This window comes from Mixta theicola (assembly GCF_002895925.1).
Classification (GTDB): Bacteria; Pseudomonadota; Gammaproteobacteria; order Enterobacterales; family Enterobacteriaceae; genus Mixta; species Mixta theicola.
This window is the reverse complement of the sequence record NZ_NWUO01000003.1, coordinates 112,891-133,904: the sequence shown is the minus strand read 5'-3', so window position 1 is coordinate 133,904 and position 21,014 is coordinate 112,891. Positions and strand designations below refer to the sequence as shown.

Below are 21,014 nucleotides of genomic sequence, written 5' to 3'. Positions count from 1 at the left end.
GGAATAAAAATGAATAAATTAATGACCAAAGGCCTCGCTGGCCTGGCGCTGTTACCATCGCTGGCGATGGCGGCGCCTGCCGTTGCGGATAAGGCGGACAACGCTTTTATGATGATTTGCACCGCGCTGGTGCTGTTTATGTCAATTCCGGGGATAGCGCTCTTTTATGGTGGCCTGATCCGCGCTAAAAACGTACTTTCACTGCTGACGCAGGTTGCTGTTACCTTCGCCATGGTCTGCGTAATCTGGGTGCTGTATGGCTATTCACTGGCGTTTAGCGAGGGTAACGCTTTTTTCGGCGGCCTGAACTGGCTCATGCTGAAAAATATCAGCCTGACTGCGTTAAGCGGCACCTTCTATCAATATATCCATGTGGTTTTCCAGGCCTCTTTCGCCTGTATTACCGTAGGGCTGATTGTTGGCTCTATTGCCGAGCGTATCCGCTTTTCGGCCGTCCTGATCTTTGTGGTCATCTGGCTGACGCTGTCTTACCTGCCTATTGCCCATATGGTCTGGGCGGGCGGCTTCCTGGCGCAGGATGGCGCGCTTGATTTTGCTGGCGGGACCGTGGTTCATATTAACGCTGCCGTTGCCGGTCTGGTTGGCGCTTACCTGGTCGGTAAACGCGCGGGCTTTGGCAAAGAGGCCTTTAAGCCGCACAACCTGCCGATGGTATTTACCGGTACGGCCATCCTCTACGTTGGCTGGTTTGGTTTTAACGCCGGCTCAGCGGCGGCGGCAAACGAGATTGCTGCGCTGGCCTTTCTGAATACCGTAGTGGCGACGGCGGGTGCGGTGCTGACATGGACCTTTGGCGAATGGGCGCTGCGTGGCAAACCCTCGCTGCTTGGCGCCAGTTCAGGCTTTATCGCGGGGCTGGTCGCGATCACGCCTGCCTGTGGCTACGTTGGCGTTGGCGGTGCGCTGCTTATCGGCTTGATCGGCGGCCTGGCCGGCTTGTGGGGCGTCACGGTGCTGAAAAAATGGCTGCGTGTTGACGACCCTTGCGATGTGTTCGGCGTACACGGCGTTTGCGGCATTATCGGCTGCATTCTGACCGGCGTTTTCGCCTCTTCTTCACTGGGCGGCGTCGGTTACGCCGAGGGCGTTACCATGGGCCATCAGATTTGGGTACAGCTGCTTAGCGTTATTTTGACTATCGTCTGGACCGGCGTGGTGGCCTTTATTGGCTTCAAGGTCGCGGATATGCTGGTTGGACTGCGCGTGCCGGAAGAGCAGGAGCGTGAAGGCCTTGACGTCAACAGCCACGGCGAGAATGCCTATAATCAGTAATCTGAATTAACCAAAACAGGACGATGCCCGGCATCGTCCTGTTTGATCGTATCAGCTGCGTTGGCGCATTACGCCTTCCTGCACGGTTGAAGCAACCAGTATTCCTTCCTGCGTATAAAATTCTCCGCGTACAAAGCCGCGCGCCCCGGAGGCCGAGGTGCTTTCCACGCTGTATAACAGCCACTGATTTAAATCGACCGCCCGATGAAACCACATAGAATGATCGATGGTGGCTACCTGCATGCCCGGCTCAAGAAAACCTTTGCCGTGCGGCTGAAGCGCAACCGGGAGAAAATTAAGATCGGAAGCGTAGCCCAGCAAATATTGATGGATACGCGCGTCGTCAGGCATTACGCCGTTAGCGCGTAACCATACCTGGCGCGTCGGCAAATCGACATGGCCCTTTAACGGATTGTGGAACGTCACCGGACGAATATCTAACGGCTTCTCGGCGAGGAACTTCGCGCGGATCTTTTCCGGGATCATGGCGGCCAGCCGTTGGGCGATTTCCGTCTCGTCGGGTAAGCCTTCCGGGCCAGGAACGTCAGGCATCGGTTTTTGATGTTCAAAACCGGTTTCCGGTGCCTGGAAAGAGGCGGTCATATAGAAAATAGGCTGACCGTTCTGAATAGCGGCAACGCGACGCGCGCTAAAGCTGTGACCGTCACGCAGCGTTTCGACGTCATAAATAATCGCTTTCTGGCTATCGCCGGGACGTAAGAAGTAGCTATGGAAAGAGTGAATATTACGTTCGGCAGGTACGGTTTGCTTGGCCGCATGCAGCGCCTGGCCGACTACCTGCCCACCAAATACCTGGCGCAGACCTAAATCCTCGCTTTGGCCGCGAAACAGGCCTTCCTCAATTTTTTCCAGCTGCAACAGATTAAGTAAATTTTTTAATGCCTGGCTCATGAGACGTTCCTCGATAACATTACCGGTTTAGTTTGCGAGATCCGACCAGTTCCTGCAACCGTCGACAGACGCTAAAGTTTCAGTTAATAAAAATGAACCCGGCAGCCGCCAGGTAAAAAAGTAGATCCTGTGCCAGAATTAAGCACATACAGCCCCTTATAGCTGTTTCGGCCAATTTGTCGCCGATACGACATTGATCAGAAGGAGAAGTTATCAATGAAATTCTGGCATGTAATGAGCGGAGCAGCGCTGGCCGTTGCCCTTGCAGGTTGTGCAGATAAAAGTGCAAATATTCCCGTTCCGGCTCCGGGCGCAGAGTTAGCAGGACAACCGGTTATTGCCCAGCCAAACGTGAGCGGTTCGATTTATATTCGGCAAAAAATAGCGTTACCGCCCGACGCGGCATTAACGGTAACGCTTTCAGACGCATCCCTGGCTAACGCACCGGCCAAAGTACTGGCGCAGCGCGTTGTCGTTACCCAGGGCAAACAGGCGCCGTTCCATTTCGTCTTGCCCTTTAATCCGGCCGATATTCAGCCTGACGCGCGCATTCTCTTAAGCGCCGCGATCACGCAGAATAATAAAGTCATCTTTATGACCGACTCGGTTAAAACGGCAGTTAATCATGGCGGTACAAAAATCGATTTAACTCTGGTGCCTGCGACATCGGTAGCGATACCGACCCAAAGCGGCGCCGTGACTACCGTTCCGGCAACGTCGCCGACTCAGGTTACGCCATCCTCATCGATACCTGCGCCAACCAGCTTTTAAGCGCGTTTATTGGGCCAGCGTTGCTGGCCCCTTACCATTGCCAGCGGTAGCGCGCCAGATCGACCTGTCCTTCGTCACTGATTTCAATCCCTTCCGCCTCCAGCGCATCACGCTGGCGCAGTAAATCATCGCCCTGCAGCGAAATTTGTCCGTGGCGGTTAATAATTCGATGCCAGGGCAGGCGACTATCGGCGGGCAGACGTTTTAGCAACCCGCCAACCTGGCGTGCTGCACGCGGCGAGCCGGCCAGTCGCGCTACGTCGCCGTAGGTGGCAACGGTTCCGCAGGGAATAGCGGCGATAACCTGTATAACGCGCTGTGAGAAAGAATCATTTTCCATAGCTGCTCCTGCTTTATGGCCTGCGCTTTATCCTCGCAAAAAGCAGCGTCTGAAGAAATATGCAAAACCTGTAAACGAATGACGAGAGAAAATTATCAAAGAAAAGCAGGAAGTTGTTTAATAAAACAACGATTGCGGGCGTGCGGCTTGCATTTACCCCGGGCATCATTGATAATGCCTCCGCTCTGTAACGGAGCGCGTCAATGGGGGCCCGGTTGGTTCTCCCGCAACGCTAACTTGTGAATTCGGTCAGGTCCGGAAGGAAGCAGCCGCAGCAGGTAACGCGTGTGCCGGGATGTAGCTGGCAGGGCCCCCACCATTTTTACCCATCCCGCAATTTATTATCTATTTAGCGTACATATTTCCATACGGATACCGGTACTTTATCGTACAGCTTATTCATCGTTAATTCAGCCAGGCGATGATCGGCGGCGGAATAAAAAACGGCCAACTCATCATCCGGTAATTCATATTTATTTTTTTCAATAACACGCTCAAGCGTATCAATTGATCGGCAACGCCTTAAGCGCATCAGATAGTCAGTTTTGGTCATAATTTTTTCTGTCATGGTTAAACCATAATAAATGAATGGTTGCTAAAACGAATGGCTTGGCTGTAAAGGAAGCTGGGCGCACTCTTCTGCGAAAAGGTTAAACAAACGTCTGGCAGAACGCTGCCAGCGTTGCAGATCCTGAACATTAATGCCGTAATTACTGAATAGCATAAAAGTATCATCGAGGTAATCATCAATTTGAACAATGAGATCCTCATCGCCAGCATGCTTTATTTTATAATTCATAGTGAATGAAGCAATATGTTCGATTAGGTCATTAAGTTGTAAATTAGAAGCAGACGTAGGATCGTTGACCCAGCCATGATGGCTGTCACCCAACGTTGCCATACTTTCGTCGTACAGATTCTCACACAAGAAATTCAACTGGGCAATATCATGCCGCTTCGGTGAGTATTCGTCCATCTTTTTTCCCTCCATACATCGACCATTGTCTGCATGCGAAACAGCGAAAAAAGCACTGTACTATATGGTTAATATTAAGTTTCGTTAGTTAATCAGACAAGGTAAATATAACGTAAGCTTGCTCTTTTCAGATAAGGTATGAGTAAAGTTATAGTTCATCGGCAGTAGAAGGACGCGTATCATCAATAAAGTTAAAGGCCAGTGCGCCAGGAATTACTTCAAATTCAACACTTTCCCGTTGGGTTTCTGTCTGATTAATGTCAAGACAGGCATTGAATACATTCCAGTCGAATTGATAGTACAGTTTATATCTGTCGTTACTTATGGGCTCTACAGAAATAACGTTAACCGATCCCGGAACTAAAAGTGCATTTTGCGAATACCATTGTAGGTCTCCGATCAGCATTTTTTCTATTTTGGGAATATTCTGTAAAATGATATTTTTTAATTTTAGCGGATCTCTGTCAACTTGCAAAATATCGCACGGGATAATTTTTCGCACTTTACCTCCGCAGAGTTTATCAGGGGTTAAGATAAGAGTGAGATTAAGTATGCCAGAAGACAAGCAAGGTTAATTAAAGGTTGACCTGATTTTATGCCAGTAGATGTCACGCATTAACTCGATTCTGGGTAGCTAATGTAAACACAGCCTGTTGAATTTTCTGAGTTTAAAGCAACAATAAGGGTTAAATAGCCTGTTTTATTGACATAAAAGGATACAATTTTCTTACAATCACGGCTTAAACCACCGCGGATCGCTCATTGTTATTGCGGCCGGAATCAGGTATTTAAAAAACGCTGAAGAAAAAGCAGGTTATATCAGGCCAGCAGAATCGCCAGCCTGCACGCGTTTAACGTTTTTTCTTTCCGCCCTGAACCGCTTTAAAGTGTGGATTACTTTTACAAATCACATATACGCGACCGTGCCGACGGACTATCTTGCACTCCTTATGGCGTAACTTAGCGGCGCGCAACGAGCTTAAAACTTTCATAATCCTTCCTTCTCCTTAATCACTCTTAGCAAAAAAACGGCCGTAGCGTTGATTGAAACGCGCAGAGCTCCCTTCACGGCTGTAGTCTTTCTGCTTGCCCGTATAGTGCGGATGGGAAGCGGAAGAAACCTCCAGCGCAACGTAAGGGAAGATTTCGCCATTAATTTCCATCGTCCGATCGGTTTTAATCGTCGAACCGGTTTTAAAATAGTGATCGGCGCTGGTGTCGTGAAAAACGACGGTACGGTAATGAGGATGAATACCCGGTTTCATTATTGCTCCTTTTGATATGTTATATCATAACAATTATTATGCGCCTTTCATTTGGTTTATGCAACGGGCTGGAACAGTACGTACAAAGATTCTTAAACACGCGCCGGGGATAAAAGGCGTGAGGGGAGGGTTGGCGGAGCCTGACGATGCATAAAAAAAGAGGCCACCTAAGTGGCCTCCGGAGAGTATATAACGTTAATTAATGTTGCTGTTCAACAGGATGGCCTTGTTCCAGCTCATCCTTATGTTTGCCGAAGCGGCGACGCACCACAACGAAGAACACCGGAACAAAGAAGATAGCCAGAATGGTAGCGGTAACCATACCACCCATTACGCCTGTACCTACCGCGTTCTGAGCACCGGAGCCTGCGCCGGTACTGATAGCCAACGGCAATACGCCCAGAATAAAGGCCAGGGAGGTCATCAGGATAGGACGCAGACGCATGCGGGTTGCTTCCAGCGTGGCTTCTACCAGTCCTTTGCCCTCTTTTTCCATCAGATCTTTGGCGAATTCAACAATTAATATGGCGTTTTTCGCCGACAGCCCCACGGTAGTCAACAGGCCCACCACAAAGTAGACGTCGTTACTCAGTCCGCGCAGCGTGGTAAAGATCAGGGCACCGATAACCCCTAACGGCACTACCAGCATAACGGCGAACGGAATTGACCAGCTCTCATAGAGCGCCGCCAGACACAGGAACACCACAATCAGCGAAATGGCATAGAGCGCAGGCGCCTGGTTACCAGAGAGGCGTTCCTGATAGGACATACCGGTCCAGTCATAGCCAATGCCCTGAGGCAGCTTCGAAGCAAGCTGTTCCATCAGAGCCATCGCATCACCCGAACTGCGGCCCGGTGCCGCCTGACCCATGATCTCCATGGATGGCAGACCGTTATAGCGCTCCAGACGCGGCGAACCATATTGCCATTGCGCGGAAGAGAAGGCCGAGAAGGGCACCATTTCGCCGTTAGAGGCGCGTACATACCATTTATTGATGTCGTTCGGCAGCATACGTGACTCGGCTTTACCCATCACATACACTTTTTTCACGCGGCCACGATCGATAAAGTCGTTAACGTACGAGCCACCCCAGGCAGCACCCAGCGTAGTGTTAATATCGGAAATGGAAACGCCCAGCGCCTGAGCCTTTTCCTGATCGACCGTCAGCTTGTACTGCGGGGTATCTTCCAGACCGTTAGGACGCATGCCGACTAACGTATCAGGATGCTGTGCCGCCATGCCCAGAAGCTGATTACGCGCCTGCATCAGCTTATCATGCCCCAGGCCAGCCTGATCGATCAGCTCAAAGTCGAAGCCGGTAGCGTTACCCAGTTCGATAATTGCTGGCAGGTTAAATGGAATGGCCATAGCATCTTTAATCGCGCCCAACGCCTGCATGGCGCGACCCGCAATCGCCGGCACCTTGTTTTCTGAGCCGCTACGCTCTTCCCACGGCTTAAGGCTGACGAAGGCGATACCGGTGTTCTGTCCACGACCCGCAAAGCCGAAGCCGTTAACCGTAAACACCGACTGGACGTTAGCTTTCTCTTTGGTCAGATAATAGTGAGAGATCTGATCGAGCACCTTCTGGGTACGCTCCTGCGTTGCGCCGGCCGGCAGCTGAGCCTGCGTCAACAGCAGCCCCTGGTCTTCTTCCGGCAGGAACGAGGTGGGCAGACGCATAAACAGTACGGCCATGCCTACTACAATCAGCAGATAGAGCAGCAGATAACGACCGGTGCTGCGCACGATATGCCCAACGCTATCCACATAGTGGTTAGTGCTTTTGTCAAACAGGCGGTTAAACCAGCCGAAGAAACCGGTGGTTTTGCCGTGATCGCCTTTTTTGATCGGCTTAAGCATGGTGGCGCAGAGCGCGGGGGTCAGAATCAATGCGACGATAACCGACAATATCATTGCGGAAACAATCGTAATGGAGAACTGCCGATAGATAACCCCGGTCGCGCCGCCAAAGAAGGCCATCGGTATAAATACGGCGGAGAGAACCAGCGCGATACCGACCAGTGCGCTTTGGATCTGCCCCATCGATTTACGCGTCGCCTCTTTTGGCGACAGCCCTTCTTCAGCCATGACGCGCTCGACGTTTTCTACCACCACGATGGCGTCATCCACCAACAGGCCGATAGCCAGCACCATACCGAACATGGTCAGGGTATTTATCGAGTAGCCGAACGCGCTAATAATGGCGAACGTTCCTAACAGAACAACCGGCACCGCAATCGTTGGGATTAGCGTGGCGCGGAAGTTTTGCAGGAACAGGTACATCACCAAGAACACCAGCACAATGGCTTCGAACAGCGTTTTTACAACCTCAAAGATAGAGATCTTAACAAACGGCGTGGTGTCATAAGGATAAACCACTTTCAGCCCGGCGGGGAAAGTAGGGGAAAGCTGTGCCAGCTCGGCTTTTACCGCTTCGGCAGTATCCAGCGCGTTGGCGCCGGTTGCCAGCTTAATCCCGAGACCGGAGGCAGGCTGACCGTTAAAGCGCGCGATGATTTCATAGTTCTCACCGCCCAGCTCAATAGTTGCCACGTCACGCAGACGAACCTGAGATCCATCCGGATTAACCTTCAGTAAGATTTTACCGAACTCTTCCGTGGAGGTCAGGCGCGTTTGCGCAATAATCGAGGCGTTAAGCTGTTGGCCTTTCACCGGCGGCGTACCGCCCAGCTGACCGGCCGCTACCTGGGCGTTTTGCGCGGAAATCGCGCTTATCACGTCAACCGGCGTCAGCTGATAGTTATTCAGCTTATGCGGATCCATCCAGATACGCATAGCATACTGCGCACCAAACAGCTGCGTGTCGCCCACCCCGCTAGTACGGCTGATAGGATCTTTGATGTTAGAAGAGACAAAGTCCGCAATATCGTTCTGCGTCATGCTGCCATCTTCACTCACAAAGCCCGCAACCATCAGGAAGCTGCTGGAGGATTTTTTAACCTGGATGCCCTGTTGCTGAACTTCCTGCGGCAGAAGCGGCATCGCCAACTGCAGTTTGTTCTGCACCTGCACCTGGGCGATGTCCGCATCGGTACCAGACTGGAAGGAAAGGGTAAGCTGCAGCGAGCCGGATGAATCGCTGCTTGAGGACATATACATCAGTCCATCAATGCCGTTCATATTTTGCTCAATAACCTGCGTTACCGAGTCCTGCAGCGTTTTAGCATCCGCCCCTGGGTAGGTCGCGTTAATCTGTATCGCTACAGGAGCAACGTTCGGATATTGCTCAATCGGCAGCTTAAGAATCGATAGCGCACCCGCCAGCATAATAATAATGGCGATTACCCACGCGAATATGGGGCGATCGATAAAGAACTTAGCCATGTATCAGTGGCTCCTGTTTAAGACTGAGGTTTTTCAGATTGCGTTGGCGACTGTTGATTCGCTTTAGCGTCATCTGTTACTTCCTGCGGTGTGACCTGCACGCCAGGTTTTGCACGCTGGAGACCGACCGAAATAACGCGATCGCCAGCCTGTACGCCCTGGGTTACCAGCCACTTATCACCAATGGCCTGCTGAGCGTTTACGGTACGCACGGCCACTTTGTTGTCCTGACCCACGACCATCACCGTTGCCTGACCGGTTGGCGTACGGGTTACCGCCTGTTGCGGAACCAGAATAGCGTTTGGATTGGTGCCTTCTTCCAGACGCGCACGGACGAACATTCCCGGCAGCAGACGATTATCCGGATTCGGGAAGACCGCACGCAGCGTAATCGAGCCGGTGGTCTCATCAACGGTAACATCCGAGAATTCCAGCGTACCCGGCTGCTGATAGTCGCTACCATCAGACATCATCAGCGTCACGTTGGCTTTGCCGTCGGTTTGCTGTAACTGGCCCGATTCCAGCTCCTTACGCAAGCGCATGTATTCATCGCTGGACTGCGTAACGTCGACATACATCGGATCGAGCTGTTGTACGGTAGCCAGGGCGGTGGTTTGGCCACTCTGCACCAGCGCGCCTTCGGTCACGGAGGATTTGCCGATACGGCCGCTAATCGGAGACGTTACCTTGGTGTAGGCCAGATTGATACGCGCCGTTTCCACGCTGGCCTTGGCTACCGCGACAGCGGCGGCCGTCTGGCTTTGCGTGGCCATCGCCTGATCGTAATCCTGCTGGCTGATATATTTCGTTCCCAGCAGCGGCTGATAGCGTTTTACCGTTACCGCAGCGATTTGGGCATTGGCCTGGGCCTGAGCGAGGTCGCCTTTCGCGCTGTTATAGGCAGCCTGATAAGGTGCCGGATCGATCTGATACAGCGATTCGCCAGCCCTAACATCGGTGCCTTCAACAAAGTTGCGTTTCAAAATGATGCCTGAAACCTGCGGACGTACTTCAGCCACGCGATAAGCGGAAGTTCTTCCCGGTAGCTCAGTGGTAATTTTCAACGGTTCGCTTTTCAGTGTTACTACGCCAACCTCAGGTGCCTGCTGCTGTTGGCCTGCCTGCTGAGACTTATCATCACATCCTGTTAGCAAAAAGCTGCCTGAAAGCATCAGGACGGCCGCCAGAGGCGTTAACCCTCTGTTATTTTTCATAAATCAACCTCGATTGTTCAATATCGATCGGTCAATGGATCACAAACCGTTGAGCCATTGCTGCATTTAAATTATGGTCATGCTATGGTACATACATTCGCAAATGTATGTAAATCTGCCGCTTGGTAAAAGCACTCACTATGGCACGAAAAACCAAACAGCAAGCCCTTGAAACACGGCACCAAATACTTGATGCCGCTATTGCACGATTTTCGGAATTCGGTGTTTCGGCGACCTCGCTTGCTGATATTGCCACTGCGGCTGGCGTGACGCGTGGCGCTATCTATTGGCATTTTAAAAACAAGACCGATCTACTGAATGAGATCTGGGCGCAGTCTGAATCTGGCCTGGAGGACGTTGAGCAAGAGTATCAGGCAAAATACCCGGACGATCCACTTTCTGTCATGCGCGCGATACTGCGTTATGTTTTTGAAGCCCCGGCACGCGACCAGCGGCGGCGCTCACTGCTGGAAATTATTTTCCATAAATGCGAGTTTGTGGGAGAAATGCTGCCGTTACAAATTATGCAGCAGAATCTTTATCTTGAATGTTACGAAAAGATAGAGCGGTCGCTGAGTCATTGCATTAAGGCAGGCCAGCTGCCCGCCGAGCTCAATATACGACGGGCGGCCATTATTATTCGCGGCTATATCACCGGCATTATGGAAAACTGGCTGTTTATGCCGGAGAGCTTCGACATTGAGCAGGATGCGCCGGTACTGGTGGAAACGCTGATTGATATGCTAAAAACCAGTCCCAGCCTGAGCCCGCCAGCTGTCAGGTAAGCGTTGGCTTCTGCTGTTTTTTTTCAAAATCGCGGCGCACGATCTCCAGCGCAGCCAGCACGGTTTCTGGCGCAATTTCGTTTTGCTCAAGCAGCATAATCAGCTCTACCGCCAGTTTAATGTCTTCAGAGGCGTTTTCCAGCGACATGCTTTGCTCCTTAACGTCGTATAATTCGCGATACCGCCACCAGCAGTAATGCGCCCGCAAGCGCCAGCAACAGCGCACGTGGGTGCAGGCTGGCTAACGTTCCCCAGTTAAAATAGACGCTAACATAGCCGCCGACCAGAGCGCCGATCGTCGCTAAAATCAGCGTCGGCAGCCAGCTGCCGCGGCCCGGCATCAGTTTGCCCGCCGCCAGGCCAACCAACAGGCCAACAAGTAGCCAGGATAACAGTCCCATAATGAAGTCCTTATTAAGCGCCGATTTTAAACCTGTAAATAACAATAGATAAAATAGCCCGTCAGCGGCTGCAGCACAGCCTGGGGGCTGTGATAAAGTGATCCCGATAGATTTTTCACGGGACAGAGTATGCAGCGCATCATCTTACTTATTATTGGCTGGTTGGCTATCGTGCTGGGCACGCTGGGCGTGGTTTTACCGCTGCTGCCTACCACGCCTTTTATTTTGCTGGCCGCCTGGTGTTTCGCCCGTTCTTCGCCGCGCTTTCATCAGTGGCTGCTGTATCGTTCCTGGTTCGGCGTCTATATCCGCCACTGGCAGCAGCATCGGGCGCTGCCGCCGGGCGTTAAGCTGCGCGCCACGCTACTTATGATCGGCACCTTCGCCGTATCGATTTGGCTGGTGAACCTATTCTGGCTGCGCATTATGCTGCTGTGCATGTTAGCGGCGCTGTTGCTGTTTATGTGGCGAATGCCGGTAGTCGCGCGGGAAAAAAACGACGAGAAAAACATAAATTAACTTTTTACCTTATCTATTTTCAAATACTTAAACTGCCAGCATGGCAATCAGAGTTGCATTTGTCCTGCGGTTTGCTTAGATTTGTTCGTTTTCGTGCGTGGCTTCCCTGATTTCATTATTTTTCGTCTGCGGAATTGTCCGTCAGCGTAAGGCGAAGCTGCGCGAGTCAGTTTAGTATTCACCAGGCATAACATTATGACCGCGACTGCACAGCAGCTTGAATTTCTTAAAGACAGTATTAAAAGCGTTCCGGACTATCCGAAGCCGGGTATCCTGTTTCGTGATGTCACCAGCCTGCTTGAAGATCCGCGCGCTTTCGCCACAACGATTGATCTGTTCATTGCGCGCTTTCGCGATCGGGGAATTACTAAGGTAGTCGGCACCGAGGCGCGTGGTTTCCTGTTTGGCGCGCCGGTAGCGTTGGGGTTGGGCGTTGGCTTCGTGCCGGTACGTAAGCCGGGCAAACTGCCGCGTGAAACCTGGAGCGAAACCTACGTTCTGGAATATGGCAGCGACCAGCTTGAGCTGCATCGCGATGCGATTAAGCCGGGTGATGTGGTGCTGGTAGTAGACGATCTGCTGGCTACCGGCGGCACGATTGAAGCCACCGTTAAGCTTATCCGCCGCGCCGGTGGAGAAGTGAAAGACGCCGCCTTCGTGATTAATCTGTACGATTTAAGCGGCGAAGCCCGCCTTAACGCGCTGGGTATTGATTGCTACAGCCTGGTCGCCTTCCCGGGTCATTGAGTTACCCGCCTTCAGCCTCGCCGTAGCGGCGGGGCTGTGTTAGCATGTCCCACTGGTTTTCAACACATCTCGTGAACGAATGAGTTATCAGGTCCTTGCCCGCAAGTGGCGTCCACAAGCGTTTTCCGATGTCGTTGGTCAGGAGCATGTATTGACTGCGCTGGCGAACGGCCTGTCGCTGGGACGAATCCACCACGCTTATCTTTTTTCCGGCACCCGAGGCGTCGGGAAAACCACCATTGCGCGTTTGCTGGCCAAAGGGCTCAATTGCGAAACCGGCATTACCGCGACGCCGTGCGGCGTTTGCGATAACTGCCGTGAAATCGAACAGGGCCGCTTTGTCGATCTGATTGAAATCGATGCCGCCTCGCGCACCAAAGTTGAAGATACCCGCGATCTGCTGGACAACGTGCAGTACGCGCCCGCGCGCGGCCGTTTTAAAGTCTATCTGATCGATGAAGTGCATATGCTGTCGCGTCACAGCTTCAACGCCCTGCTAAAAACCCTGGAAGAGCCGCCGGCGCACGTTAAATTCCTGCTGGCAACCACCGATCCGCAAAAGCTGCCGGTGACGATTCTTTCCCGCTGCCTGCAATTCCATCTTAAAGCGCTGGATGTCGAACAAATTCGGCAGCAGCTGGAATATGTGCTGGAGCAGGAAAACATTACGGCGGAGCTGCGTGCGTTACAGCTGCTGGCGCGTGCGGCGGACGGCAGTATGCGCGATGCGCTGAGCCTGACCGACCAGGCGATCGCCAGCGGAGAGGGGCAGGTGACCACCGAAAGCGTCGCCGCGATGCTGGGAACGCTGGATGACGATCAGCCGCTGGCGTTGATTGAGGCATTAGCGGCCGCCGACGGTCAGCAAACCATGTCGCTGCTGCAGCAGGCGGCCAGCCGTGGCGTTGAATGGGAGGCGCTGCTGGTTGAAATGCTACGCCTGCTGCATCGTATCGCCATGATCCAACTCTTGCCTGCCGCGCTCAGCGATGAGTATGCGGCGGTTGAACAACGCCTGCGCGAACTGGCGCGCGTTGTTCCGCCAGCCGATGTGCAGCTTTATTACCAAACCATCCTGATGGGGCGTAAAGAGCTGCCGCTGGCGCCCGATCGCCGCATGGGCGTAGAAATGACGCTGCTGCGCGCGCTGGCTTTTCACCCGCAGGTAGAAATCGCCGAGCCGGTCACGCGACCGGTGATAACGCCGCAGCCCAACGTGCAGGCGCCGCCTTCCGCCGCCGCGGCGTTTTCCGCGCCGGAGGCGACGAAAGCGCCACCGGCGACAGCCTCCGGCGCGCCGGGATCGCCTCTGCCAGACACCACCAGCCAGCTACTGCAGGCGCGTACTCAGCTGTTGCGCCAGCAGGGAGCAAACAAAACAAAAAAGAGTGAGCCGGCAGCGCAAAACGCGCGGCCGGCAGGCTCGGCGCTGGAACGTCTCGCTCAGGTAACGGAACGCGCAGCCAGACGACCGGCGGCAGAACCGGCGGCGCCGGTTAAGAAAGAGGCCTACCGCTGGAAAGCCCAGAATACGGCCACCGAAATCGAAGCGCCGCAGGTAGCCACGCCGAAGGCGCTGCGTTCCGCGCTGGAGCATGAAAAAACGCCGGAGCTGGCCGCCAGGCTGGCCGAGGAAGCGCTGCAGCGCGACGCCTGGGCCGCAGAGATTGCCTCCCTGACGCTGCCGAAACTGGTGCAGCAGTTGGCGCTTAATGCCTGGAAAGAGGAAACGGCGCAGGGCCTCCGTCTGCATTTACGCAGCAGCCAGCGTCATCTTAACTCCGCTTCAGCGCAGCAGGTGTTAATCGAGGCATTAAGCAGCGCCAGCGGTAAGCCGGTTGAATTGACTATCATTGAAGATGATAATCCTGCGATATTGACGCCTCTGGAGTGGCGTCAGAAGATTTATGAAGAAAAACTGGCGCAGGCGCGCCAGGCCATCATTGCGGATAGCCATATTCAGACGCTGCGTCGTTTTTTTGACGCCGATCTGGATGAGGAGAGTATTCGCCCCGTTTGAATCGCCGCATAACCGGTAACGGCTTACGCGGCCTGAGCAAAGAGAGAAAACTATGTTTGGTAAAGGCGGTTTGGGTAACCTGATGAAACAGGCCCAGCAGATGCAGGACAAAATGCAGCAGGTACAGCAAGAGATCGCTGAAATGGAAGTGACCGGCGAATCTGGCGCTGGCCTGGTTAAAGTCACCATTAACGGTGCGCACAACTGCCGTCGCGTAGAGGTGGATCCAAGCCTGCTGGAAGATGACAAAGATATGCTGGAAGATCTGGTTGCTGCCGCGTTCAACGATGCAGCGCGCCGTATCGCCGAAGCGCAGCAGGAGAAAATGTCTTCCGTTTCCGCTGGCATGCAGTTGCCGCCGGGCTTTAAGATGCCGTTCTGATGCAAACCAGCCCTTTGCTGGAGTCGCTAATGGAAGCGCTGCGCTGCTTGCCGGGCGTTGGCCCGAAATCAGCGCAGCGCATGGCGTTTCAGCTATTGCAGCGCGATCGCAGCGGAGGCATGCGCCTGGCTCAGGCGCTGACGCGCGCTATGTCAGAGATTGGACACTGTACGGACTGCCACACCTTTACCGAACAGGAAATTTGCACCATTTGCGCGAACCCGCGTCGCCAGCAAAACGGGCAAATCTGCGTGGTGGAAAGTCCGGCAGATATTCATGCCATCGAGCAAACCGGGCAGTTTGCCGGACGTTACTTTGTGCTGATGGGCCATCTTTCACCGCTGGACGGCATCGGCCCGCATGATATTGGGCTGGATCGACTGGAACAGCGGCTGGAAAAAGAAGCCATTCAGGAAGTGATCCTGGCGACCAATCCCACGGTGGAAGGGGAAGCCACGGCGAACTATATTGCCGGGCTCTGCGCGCAGTACGGCGTCGATGCCAGCCGCATCGCACACGGCGTGCCGGTCGGCGGCGAACTGGAAATGGTCGATGGCACCACGCTGTCGCATTCGCTTGCCGGACGCCACAAGATTAAATATTGACCACTTGCTGGCACATTCGCCTGTGCCAGCTTGAAAATATTTTTCCCATCCCCATCTCTTCCTCAACGTTCGATAAACCTGTATCAGTTGAGGTAGCAAAACCATGAAAGGACAAGAGACGCGTGGTTTCCAGTCAGAAGTTAAACAGCTTCTGCACCTGATGATCCATTCCCTCTATTCGAATAAAGAGATCTTTCTGCGCGAGCTGATTTCCAACGCTTCGGATGCGGCGGATAAGCTGCGTTTTCGCGCGCTTTCCACGCCGGATCTGTATGAAGGCGACGGTGAGCTGCGCGTTCGGGTTTCTGTCGATAAGGAAAACCGCACCCTGACGCTGAGCGATAACGGCATCGGTATGCGTCGCGATGAAGTGATCGAGAACCTCGGCACCATCGCTAAATCAGGCACCAAAGCTTTCCTTGAGTCGCTCGGCTCCGATCAGGCGAAAGACAGCCAGCTGATTGGTCAGTTCGGCGTCGGCTTTTACTCCGCGTTTATCGTCGCCGATAAGGTCACCGTACGCACCCGCGCCGCCGGCGCCGCGCCGGAAGAGGGCGTGTTTTGGGAATCTGCGGGCGAAGGTGAGTACACCATCGACGATTTGACCAAAGCGGATCGGGGTAGTGAAATCACGCTGCACCTGCGTGAAGGCGAAGACGAGTTCCTCGACAGCTGGCGCGTGCGCAATATCATCAGTAAATATTCCGATCACATCGCGCTGCCGGTAGAGATCGAAACGAAAGATGAAGAGAGCGACACCACCAGTTGGGAAAAAATCAACAAGGCTCAGGCGCTGTGGACCCGCAACAAGGCGGAGGTCAGCGACGAAGAGTACAACGAATTCTATAAGCATATCGCTCACGATTTTAGCGATCCGCTGGCCTGGAGCCACAACCGGGTAGAGGGCAAGCAGGAATATACCAGCCTGCTTTATATTCCGGCGCGCGCGCCGTGGGATATGTGGAACCGCGATCATAAGCATGGCCTGGAACTCTACGTACAGCGCGTCTTTATTATGGATGATGCTGAACAGTTTATGCCGAACTACCTGCGCTTTGTGCGCGGCCTGATCGACTCCAACGACCTGCCGTTGAACGTATCGCGTGAAATCCTGCAGGATAACCGCATTACGCAAAACCTGCGCAGCGCGTTAACCAAACGCGTTCTGCAGATGCTGGATAAGCTGGCGAAAGATGACGCTGAGAAATATCAGCAGTTCTGGAGCGAATTCGGCCTGGTGCTGAAAGAGGGGCCGGCAGAAGATCATGCGAACCAGCAGGCGATCGCCAGGCTGCTGCGCTTTGCCACCACCAGCAGCGAAGGCGCGACGCAAACCGTCTCGCTGGAAGAGTACGTCAGCCGGATGGTGGAAGGGCAGGAGAAGATCTATTACATCACTGCCGACAGCTACGCCGCGGCGAAAAGCAGCCCGCACCTGGAACTGTTCCGTAAGAAAGGCATTGAGGTTCTGCTGCTCTCCGATCGTATCGACGAGTGGATGATGAGCTACCTGACCGAGTTCGATGGTAAAGCCTTCCAGTCGGTCAGCAAGGCGGACGAAACGCTGGATAAGCTGGCTGACGAAGAGAACGAAGCGCAGAAGGAAGCGGAAAAGGCGCTGGAGCCGTTTGTCGATCGCGTGAAATCGCTGCTGGGCGAGCGGGTAAAAGAGGTGCGCCTGACGCATCGTCTGACCGATACGCCCGCTATCGTGACCACCGACGCCAATGAAATGAGCACGCAAATGGCCAAACTGTTCGCGGCGGCCGGGCAGGCGGCGCCGGAGGTAAAATATATCTTTGAGCTGAACCCGGATCACGCGCTGGTGCAACGCGCGGCGGATACGCAAGATGAAGCGCGCTTCGCTGAATGGGTTGAGCTGCTGCTGGATCAGGCGCTGTTTGCTGAGCGCGGCACGCTGGAAGATCCGAACCAGTTTATTCGCCGTATGAACCAGCTGCTGCTGGCCTGAGTATCATTAAGTTAAGCGTTAAGCCGGCCTGCGAGCCGGCTTTTTTATCGCGGCATCGATTCTGAAAAACAGCGGTTCTCCGCCGTCAGGCTGGATCCTGAGGATAAATCGGTTAATGATAGCCGCAGGTAACGCACCCATTATCGCCAGAGCCGCTTCCAGTCCCGTTTCCTTGTGATGACCGGGGCTTAATGGTATGTTCTTGGCCTTCTCAGTTAGATCATGAATTCGCAAGGGGATTTACGCAATGCGTATTATTCTGCTCGGCGCTCCGGGCGCAGGTAAGGGCACACAGGCTCAGTTCATTATGGAGAAATACGGTATTCCGCAAATCTCCACGGGCGACATGCTACGTGCGGCGGTAAAAGCCGGTACGGAGCTGGGCAAACAGGCGAAAGCCATTATGGATGAAGGCAAACTGGTTACCGATGAGCTGGTTATCGCGCTGGTAAAAGAGCGTATTGCGCAGGAAGATTGCCGCAACGGTTTCCTGCTGGACGGTTTCCCGCGCACCATTCCCCAGGCCGATGCGATGAAAGACGCCGGCATCAAGATTGACTGCGTGCTGGAGTTCGATGTGCCTGACGAACTGATCGTTGAGCGTATCGTTGGTCGTCGCGTGCATGCGCCGTCAGGCCGCGTGTATCACGTTACCTTCAATCCGCCGAAGGTTGAAGGTAAAGACGACGTCACCGGCGAAGAGCTGACCACGCGTAAAGACGATCAGGAAGAGACCGTACGTAAGCGCCTGGTGGAATACCATGAAATGACCGAGCCGCTGGTGGCCTACTATCAGCAGGAAGCGCAGGCGGGCAATACGCAGTACCATAAAATCGACGGTACGCGTAAAGTGACCGAAGTCAGCGCCGAGCTGGCGAAAATCCTGGGCTAACGCGCCGCGTTTGCCCCACCGTCAGGAATATCCGCTGGATATTCCTGATTCCTTTCTTTTTCTGCACGCGGTTCCCGCTCACTCTGCTGCTTTCGCGCTTTCCTCTATACTTTGCCGCTAAGCGTTTTCATCTCTTGTAAGGAAAGGTTTTTCCGGCGAGCTTATCGGTCTCAGCCAGGGTAAAATCAGGGCGAAAAACAAGTTAATCCAATTGAAATAACAGGGATATACGATGAGGCAAGATAAACCCGGCGTCTTGCTGGTCAACCTGGGTACGCCCGATGCGCCAACCACGCCAGCGGTTAAACGTTATCTGAAACAGTTTCTCAGCGATAAGCGCGTGGTTGATACGCCGCGCTGGCTGTGGTGGCCGATCCTGAACTGCATCATTCTACCGATCCGCTCTCCGCGCGTGTCGAAGCTTTACGCTTCGGTATGGATGGAGGAAGGCTCGCCGCTAATGGTATTCAGTCAACGTCAGCGTAACGCGCTGGCCGCGCAGCTGGATATTCCCGTTGAGCTGGGGATGAGCTACGGCAATCCCAGCCTGAAAAGCGCGGTTGATAGCCTGATGGCGCAGGGCGTAACGCGGCTGATTGTGCTGCCGCTTTATCCGCAGTTCTCCTGTTCGACGGTTGCCGCGGTATGGGATGGTCTCAGCAGCGTTTTTGCCGGCTACCGTTCGCTGCCCGACGTGCATTTTATCCGCGACTACGCGGAACATCCGGCCTATATTGCCGCGCTGAAAGCGTCGGTTGAGCGCTCTTTTGCCCGGCACGGGAAACCCGATCTGCTGGTGATGTCCTACCACGGTATTCCGCAGCGTTTCGCCAATGAGGGCGATGATTACCCGCAGCGCTGCCGCGACACCACCGAGGCGTTGACGCGTGCGCTTGGGCTGAGCGATAACGAGGTGAAGATGACCTTCCAGTCGCGCTTTGGCCGTGAGCCCTGGCTGACGCCTTACACCGATGAAACCCTGCGTGGCTTACCGGCGAAAGGCGTGCGTCATATCCAGATTATGAGCCCTGGCTTCTCCGCCGACTGTCTGGAAACGCTGGAAGAGATCGGCGAGCAGAACCGTGAGTTTTTCATGCATGCTGGCGGTGAGAAATTCGAATATATTCCGGCGCTGAACGACGATGACGAGCATATCGCCATGATGCTGACGCTGGTGAATGCGCAGCGCTGAGTAACCGCGGGGAGTGTGGTATCATTCTCCGCCTGTCTATTCTGAAGCTATCAACCATGAAATTTCCCGGCCAACGCAAATCCAAACACTATTTTCCCGTCAACGCCCGCGATCCGCTGTTACAGCCCGCTCAACCTGAAAGTGAAACCGGCACCAGCTGGATAGTCGGCATCGATCAGACGCTGGTGGATATAGAAGCAAAAGTTGATAACGCTTTTGTGGCGCGTTACGGGCTTAGCGTTGGCCACTCGCTGGTTATTGAAGATGACGTGGCGGAAGCGCTCTATGCCGAACTGATGCGTGAAAATTTAATTACCCATCAGTTTGCCGGCGGCACCATCGGCAATACCATGCATAACTACTCGGTGCTGGCCGATGATCGCTCGGTACTGCTGGGCGTGATGTGTAATAACGTGCAGATTGGCGGCTATGCCTACCGCTATCTTTGTAATACCTCCAGCCGTACCGACCTTAACTATTTGCAGGGCGTGGATGGTGCCATTGGCCGCTGCTTTACGCTGATTAGCGATAACGGCGAACGCACTTTTGCGATCAGCCCCGGCATGATGAATCAGCTGCGTGCGGAAAGCATTCCTGAAGAGGTCATTGCTGGCGCCTCGGCGCTGGTGCTGACCTCCTATCTGGTGCGTTGCAAATCTGGTGAACCGATGCCGGAAGCCACCATGCAGGCGATCGCCTGGGCGAAACAGTATAACGTGCCGGTGGTGCTGACGCTGGGAACCAAATATGTCATCGCCGAGAATCCGCAGTTCTGGCGTGACTTCCTGCGCGAGCATGTTTCTATTTTGGCGATGAACGAAGAGGAAGGGCTGGAGCTGACCGGCCATGCCGATCCGCTACTGGCGGCGGATAAAGCGCTGGAGTGGGTGGATCTGGTACTTTGCACCGCCGGCCCTAATGGGCTGTATATGGCGGGCTACACCGAAGAAAGCGCGAAGCGAAAAACCAATCTGCCTCTGTTGCCCGGCGCGATTGCCGAATTTAATCAGTATGAATTCAGCCGCGCGATGCGTTACCAGGATTGTCAGCAGCCGCTGCGTATCTATTCGCATATTGCGCCCTATATGGGCGGACCGGAAAAGATCATGAACACCAACGGCGCGGGCGACGGTGCGTTGGCGGCGCTGCTGCATGATATTACCGCCAACAGCTACCACCGTAACAACGTGCCTAACTCCAGCAAGCACGTACGCAACTACCTTACCTATTCCTCTCTGGCTCAGGTCTGTAAATATGCTAACCGCGTTAGCTATCAGGTGCTGAACCAGCACTCGCCGCGTCTGACGCGCGGCCTGCCGGAACGGGAAGATAGCCTGGAAGAGGCGTACTGGGAGCGATAATCCACCATTACGCGGCGT

At 53.9% G+C, this 21,014-nt stretch carries 23 protein-coding genes, 1 other RNA gene and 1 other annotated feature; of the genes, 13 read left to right on the top strand and 11 right to left on the bottom strand.

What is annotated here, in order from left to right:
- The first annotated feature begins 9 nt into the window (after positions 1–9).
- Positions 10–1,293: an ammonium transporter AmtB gene (amtB, locus tag COO59_RS05545; RefSeq protein ID WP_103058823.1), complete on the top strand. Its 1,284-nt coding sequence runs from the start codon at positions 10–12 to the stop codon at positions 1,291–1,293.
- 51 nt (positions 1,294–1,344) lie between these two features.
- On the opposite strand, the gene tesB is transcribed toward amtB, so the two are convergent.
- Positions 1,345–2,205, bottom strand: a complete 861-nt coding sequence (gene tesB, locus COO59_RS05540; protein WP_103058822.1) for an acyl-CoA thioesterase II — start codon at positions 2,203–2,205, stop codon at positions 1,345–1,347.
- 216 nt (positions 2,206–2,421) lie between these two features.
- Here tesB and COO59_RS05535 point away from each other — a divergent pair, with 216 nt between their 5' ends.
- A complete protein-coding gene (locus tag COO59_RS05535; protein ID WP_103058821.1) occupies positions 2,422–2,976 on the top strand; it encodes a YbaY family lipoprotein in 555 nt (184 codons plus the stop codon).
- Positions 2,977–3,007: 31 nt separating this feature from the next.
- Here the strand turns inward: COO59_RS05535 and COO59_RS05530 are convergent, their stop codons facing one another.
- Complete coding sequence (locus tag COO59_RS05530; protein WP_103058820.1) at positions 3,008–3,316, bottom strand: MGMT family protein; 309 nt, start codon at positions 3,314–3,316, stop codon at positions 3,008–3,010.
- A gap of 213 nt (positions 3,317–3,529) precedes the next feature.
- Here COO59_RS05530 and ffs point away from each other — a divergent pair.
- An RNA gene (gene ffs, locus COO59_RS05525) (signal recognition particle sRNA small type) lies at positions 3,530–3,626 on the top strand.
- Positions 3,627–3,665: 39 nt separating this feature from the next.
- Here the strand turns inward: ffs and COO59_RS05520 are convergent.
- The 7 genes from COO59_RS05520 to COO59_RS05490 form a co-directional block, all read right to left on the bottom strand.
- Positions 3,666–3,884, bottom strand: a complete 219-nt coding sequence (locus tag COO59_RS05520) for an HHA domain-containing protein (protein WP_071883698.1) — start codon at positions 3,882–3,884, stop codon at positions 3,666–3,668.
- A 27-nt stretch (positions 3,885–3,911) separates the two neighbouring features.
- Positions 3,912–4,292, bottom strand: coding sequence for an Hha toxicity modulator TomB (gene tomB, locus COO59_RS05515; protein WP_103058819.1), 381 nt, complete (start codon positions 4,290–4,292; stop codon positions 3,912–3,914).
- A 148-nt stretch (positions 4,293–4,440) separates the two neighbouring features.
- Complete coding sequence (locus COO59_RS05510; RefSeq protein ID WP_103058818.1) at positions 4,441–4,794, bottom strand: hypothetical protein; 354 nt, start codon at positions 4,792–4,794, stop codon at positions 4,441–4,443.
- A 349-nt stretch (positions 4,795–5,143) separates the two neighbouring features.
- Positions 5,144–5,284, bottom strand: a complete 141-nt coding sequence (gene ykgO, locus COO59_RS05505) for a type B 50S ribosomal protein L36 (protein WP_103058817.1) — start codon at positions 5,282–5,284, stop codon at positions 5,144–5,146.
- A 15-nt stretch (positions 5,285–5,299) separates the two neighbouring features.
- Positions 5,300–5,557, bottom strand: a complete 258-nt coding sequence (locus COO59_RS05500; RefSeq protein WP_103058816.1) for a type B 50S ribosomal protein L31 — start codon at positions 5,555–5,557, stop codon at positions 5,300–5,302.
- Positions 5,558–5,756: 199 nt separating this feature from the next.
- Positions 5,757–8,906: a multidrug efflux RND transporter permease subunit AcrB gene (locus COO59_RS05495; protein WP_103058815.1), complete on the bottom strand. Its 3,150-nt coding sequence runs from the start codon at positions 8,904–8,906 to the stop codon at positions 5,757–5,759.
- 17 nt (positions 8,907–8,923) lie between these two features.
- Positions 8,924–10,120: an efflux RND transporter periplasmic adaptor subunit gene (locus tag COO59_RS05490; RefSeq protein WP_103058814.1), complete on the bottom strand. Its 1,197-nt coding sequence runs from the start codon at positions 10,118–10,120 to the stop codon at positions 8,924–8,926.
- Between the two features lie 140 nt (positions 10,121–10,260).
- Between COO59_RS05490 and acrR the strand changes: the two genes are divergently transcribed.
- Entirely contained in the window at positions 10,261–10,905 is a 645-nt protein-coding gene (gene acrR, locus COO59_RS05485; protein WP_103058813.1) for a multidrug efflux transporter transcriptional repressor AcrR, read from the top strand.
- On the opposite strand, the gene rsmS is transcribed toward acrR, so the two are convergent.
- Together rsmS and COO59_RS05475 are read right to left on the bottom strand one after the other, a co-directional pair.
- Complete coding sequence (rsmS, locus tag COO59_RS05480; protein ID WP_103058812.1) at positions 10,898–11,053, bottom strand: pleiotropic regulatory protein RsmS; 156 nt, start codon at positions 11,051–11,053, stop codon at positions 10,898–10,900. The two genes, acrR and rsmS, sit on opposite strands and share 8 nt — an antisense overlap.
- 10 nt (positions 11,054–11,063) lie before the next feature.
- Entirely contained in the window at positions 11,064–11,306 is a 243-nt protein-coding gene (locus tag COO59_RS05475) for a hypothetical protein (RefSeq protein WP_103058811.1), read from the bottom strand.
- Positions 11,307–11,435: 129 nt separating this feature from the next.
- Between COO59_RS05475 and COO59_RS05470 the strand changes: the two genes are divergently transcribed.
- The 9 genes from COO59_RS05470 (at position 11,436) to COO59_RS05430 (ending at position 20,996) form a co-directional block, all read left to right on the top strand.
- Positions 11,436–11,825, top strand: a complete 390-nt coding sequence (locus tag COO59_RS05470) for a DUF454 family protein (protein ID WP_103058810.1) — start codon at positions 11,436–11,438, stop codon at positions 11,823–11,825.
- Positions 11,826–12,020: 195 nt separating this feature from the next.
- Positions 12,021–12,572 (top strand): adenine phosphoribosyltransferase, encoded by a 552-nt coding sequence (gene apt / locus COO59_RS05465; protein ID WP_103058809.1) that lies wholly within the window; start codon positions 12,021–12,023, stop codon positions 12,570–12,572.
- 79 nt (positions 12,573–12,651) lie between these two features.
- Positions 12,652–14,592: a DNA polymerase III subunit gamma/tau gene (gene dnaX, locus COO59_RS05460; RefSeq protein ID WP_103058808.1), complete on the top strand. Its 1,941-nt coding sequence runs from the start codon at positions 12,652–12,654 to the stop codon at positions 14,590–14,592.
- Positions 13,934–13,996, top strand: a sequence feature (DnaX frameshifting element). (Overlaps the previous gene by 63 nt.)
- A 52-nt stretch (positions 14,593–14,644) precedes the next feature.
- Positions 14,645–14,974: a YbaB/EbfC family nucleoid-associated protein gene (locus COO59_RS05455; RefSeq protein ID WP_085067684.1), complete on the top strand. Its 330-nt coding sequence runs from the start codon at positions 14,645–14,647 to the stop codon at positions 14,972–14,974.
- Positions 14,974–15,579: a recombination mediator RecR gene (gene recR, locus COO59_RS05450; protein WP_103058807.1), complete on the top strand. Its 606-nt coding sequence runs from the start codon at positions 14,974–14,976 to the stop codon at positions 15,577–15,579. The genes COO59_RS05455 and recR overlap by 1 nt, the downstream gene beginning before the upstream one ends.
- Before the next feature lie 103 nt (positions 15,580–15,682).
- Complete coding sequence (htpG, locus tag COO59_RS05445; protein WP_103058806.1) at positions 15,683–17,551, top strand: molecular chaperone HtpG; 1,869 nt, start codon at positions 15,683–15,685, stop codon at positions 17,549–17,551.
- Positions 17,552–17,798: 247 nt separating this feature from the next.
- Complete coding sequence (gene adk, locus COO59_RS05440) at positions 17,799–18,443, top strand: adenylate kinase (RefSeq protein WP_103058805.1); 645 nt, start codon at positions 17,799–17,801, stop codon at positions 18,441–18,443.
- A gap of 232 nt (positions 18,444–18,675) precedes the next feature.
- Positions 18,676–19,635, top strand: coding sequence for a ferrochelatase (gene hemH, locus COO59_RS05435; protein WP_103058804.1), 960 nt, complete (start codon positions 18,676–18,678; stop codon positions 19,633–19,635).
- Between the two features lie 56 nt (positions 19,636–19,691).
- Positions 19,692–20,996: an inosine/guanosine kinase gene (locus COO59_RS05430; protein ID WP_103058803.1), complete on the top strand. Its 1,305-nt coding sequence runs from the start codon at positions 19,692–19,694 to the stop codon at positions 20,994–20,996.
- Positions 20,997–21,014 lie beyond the last annotated feature (18 nt).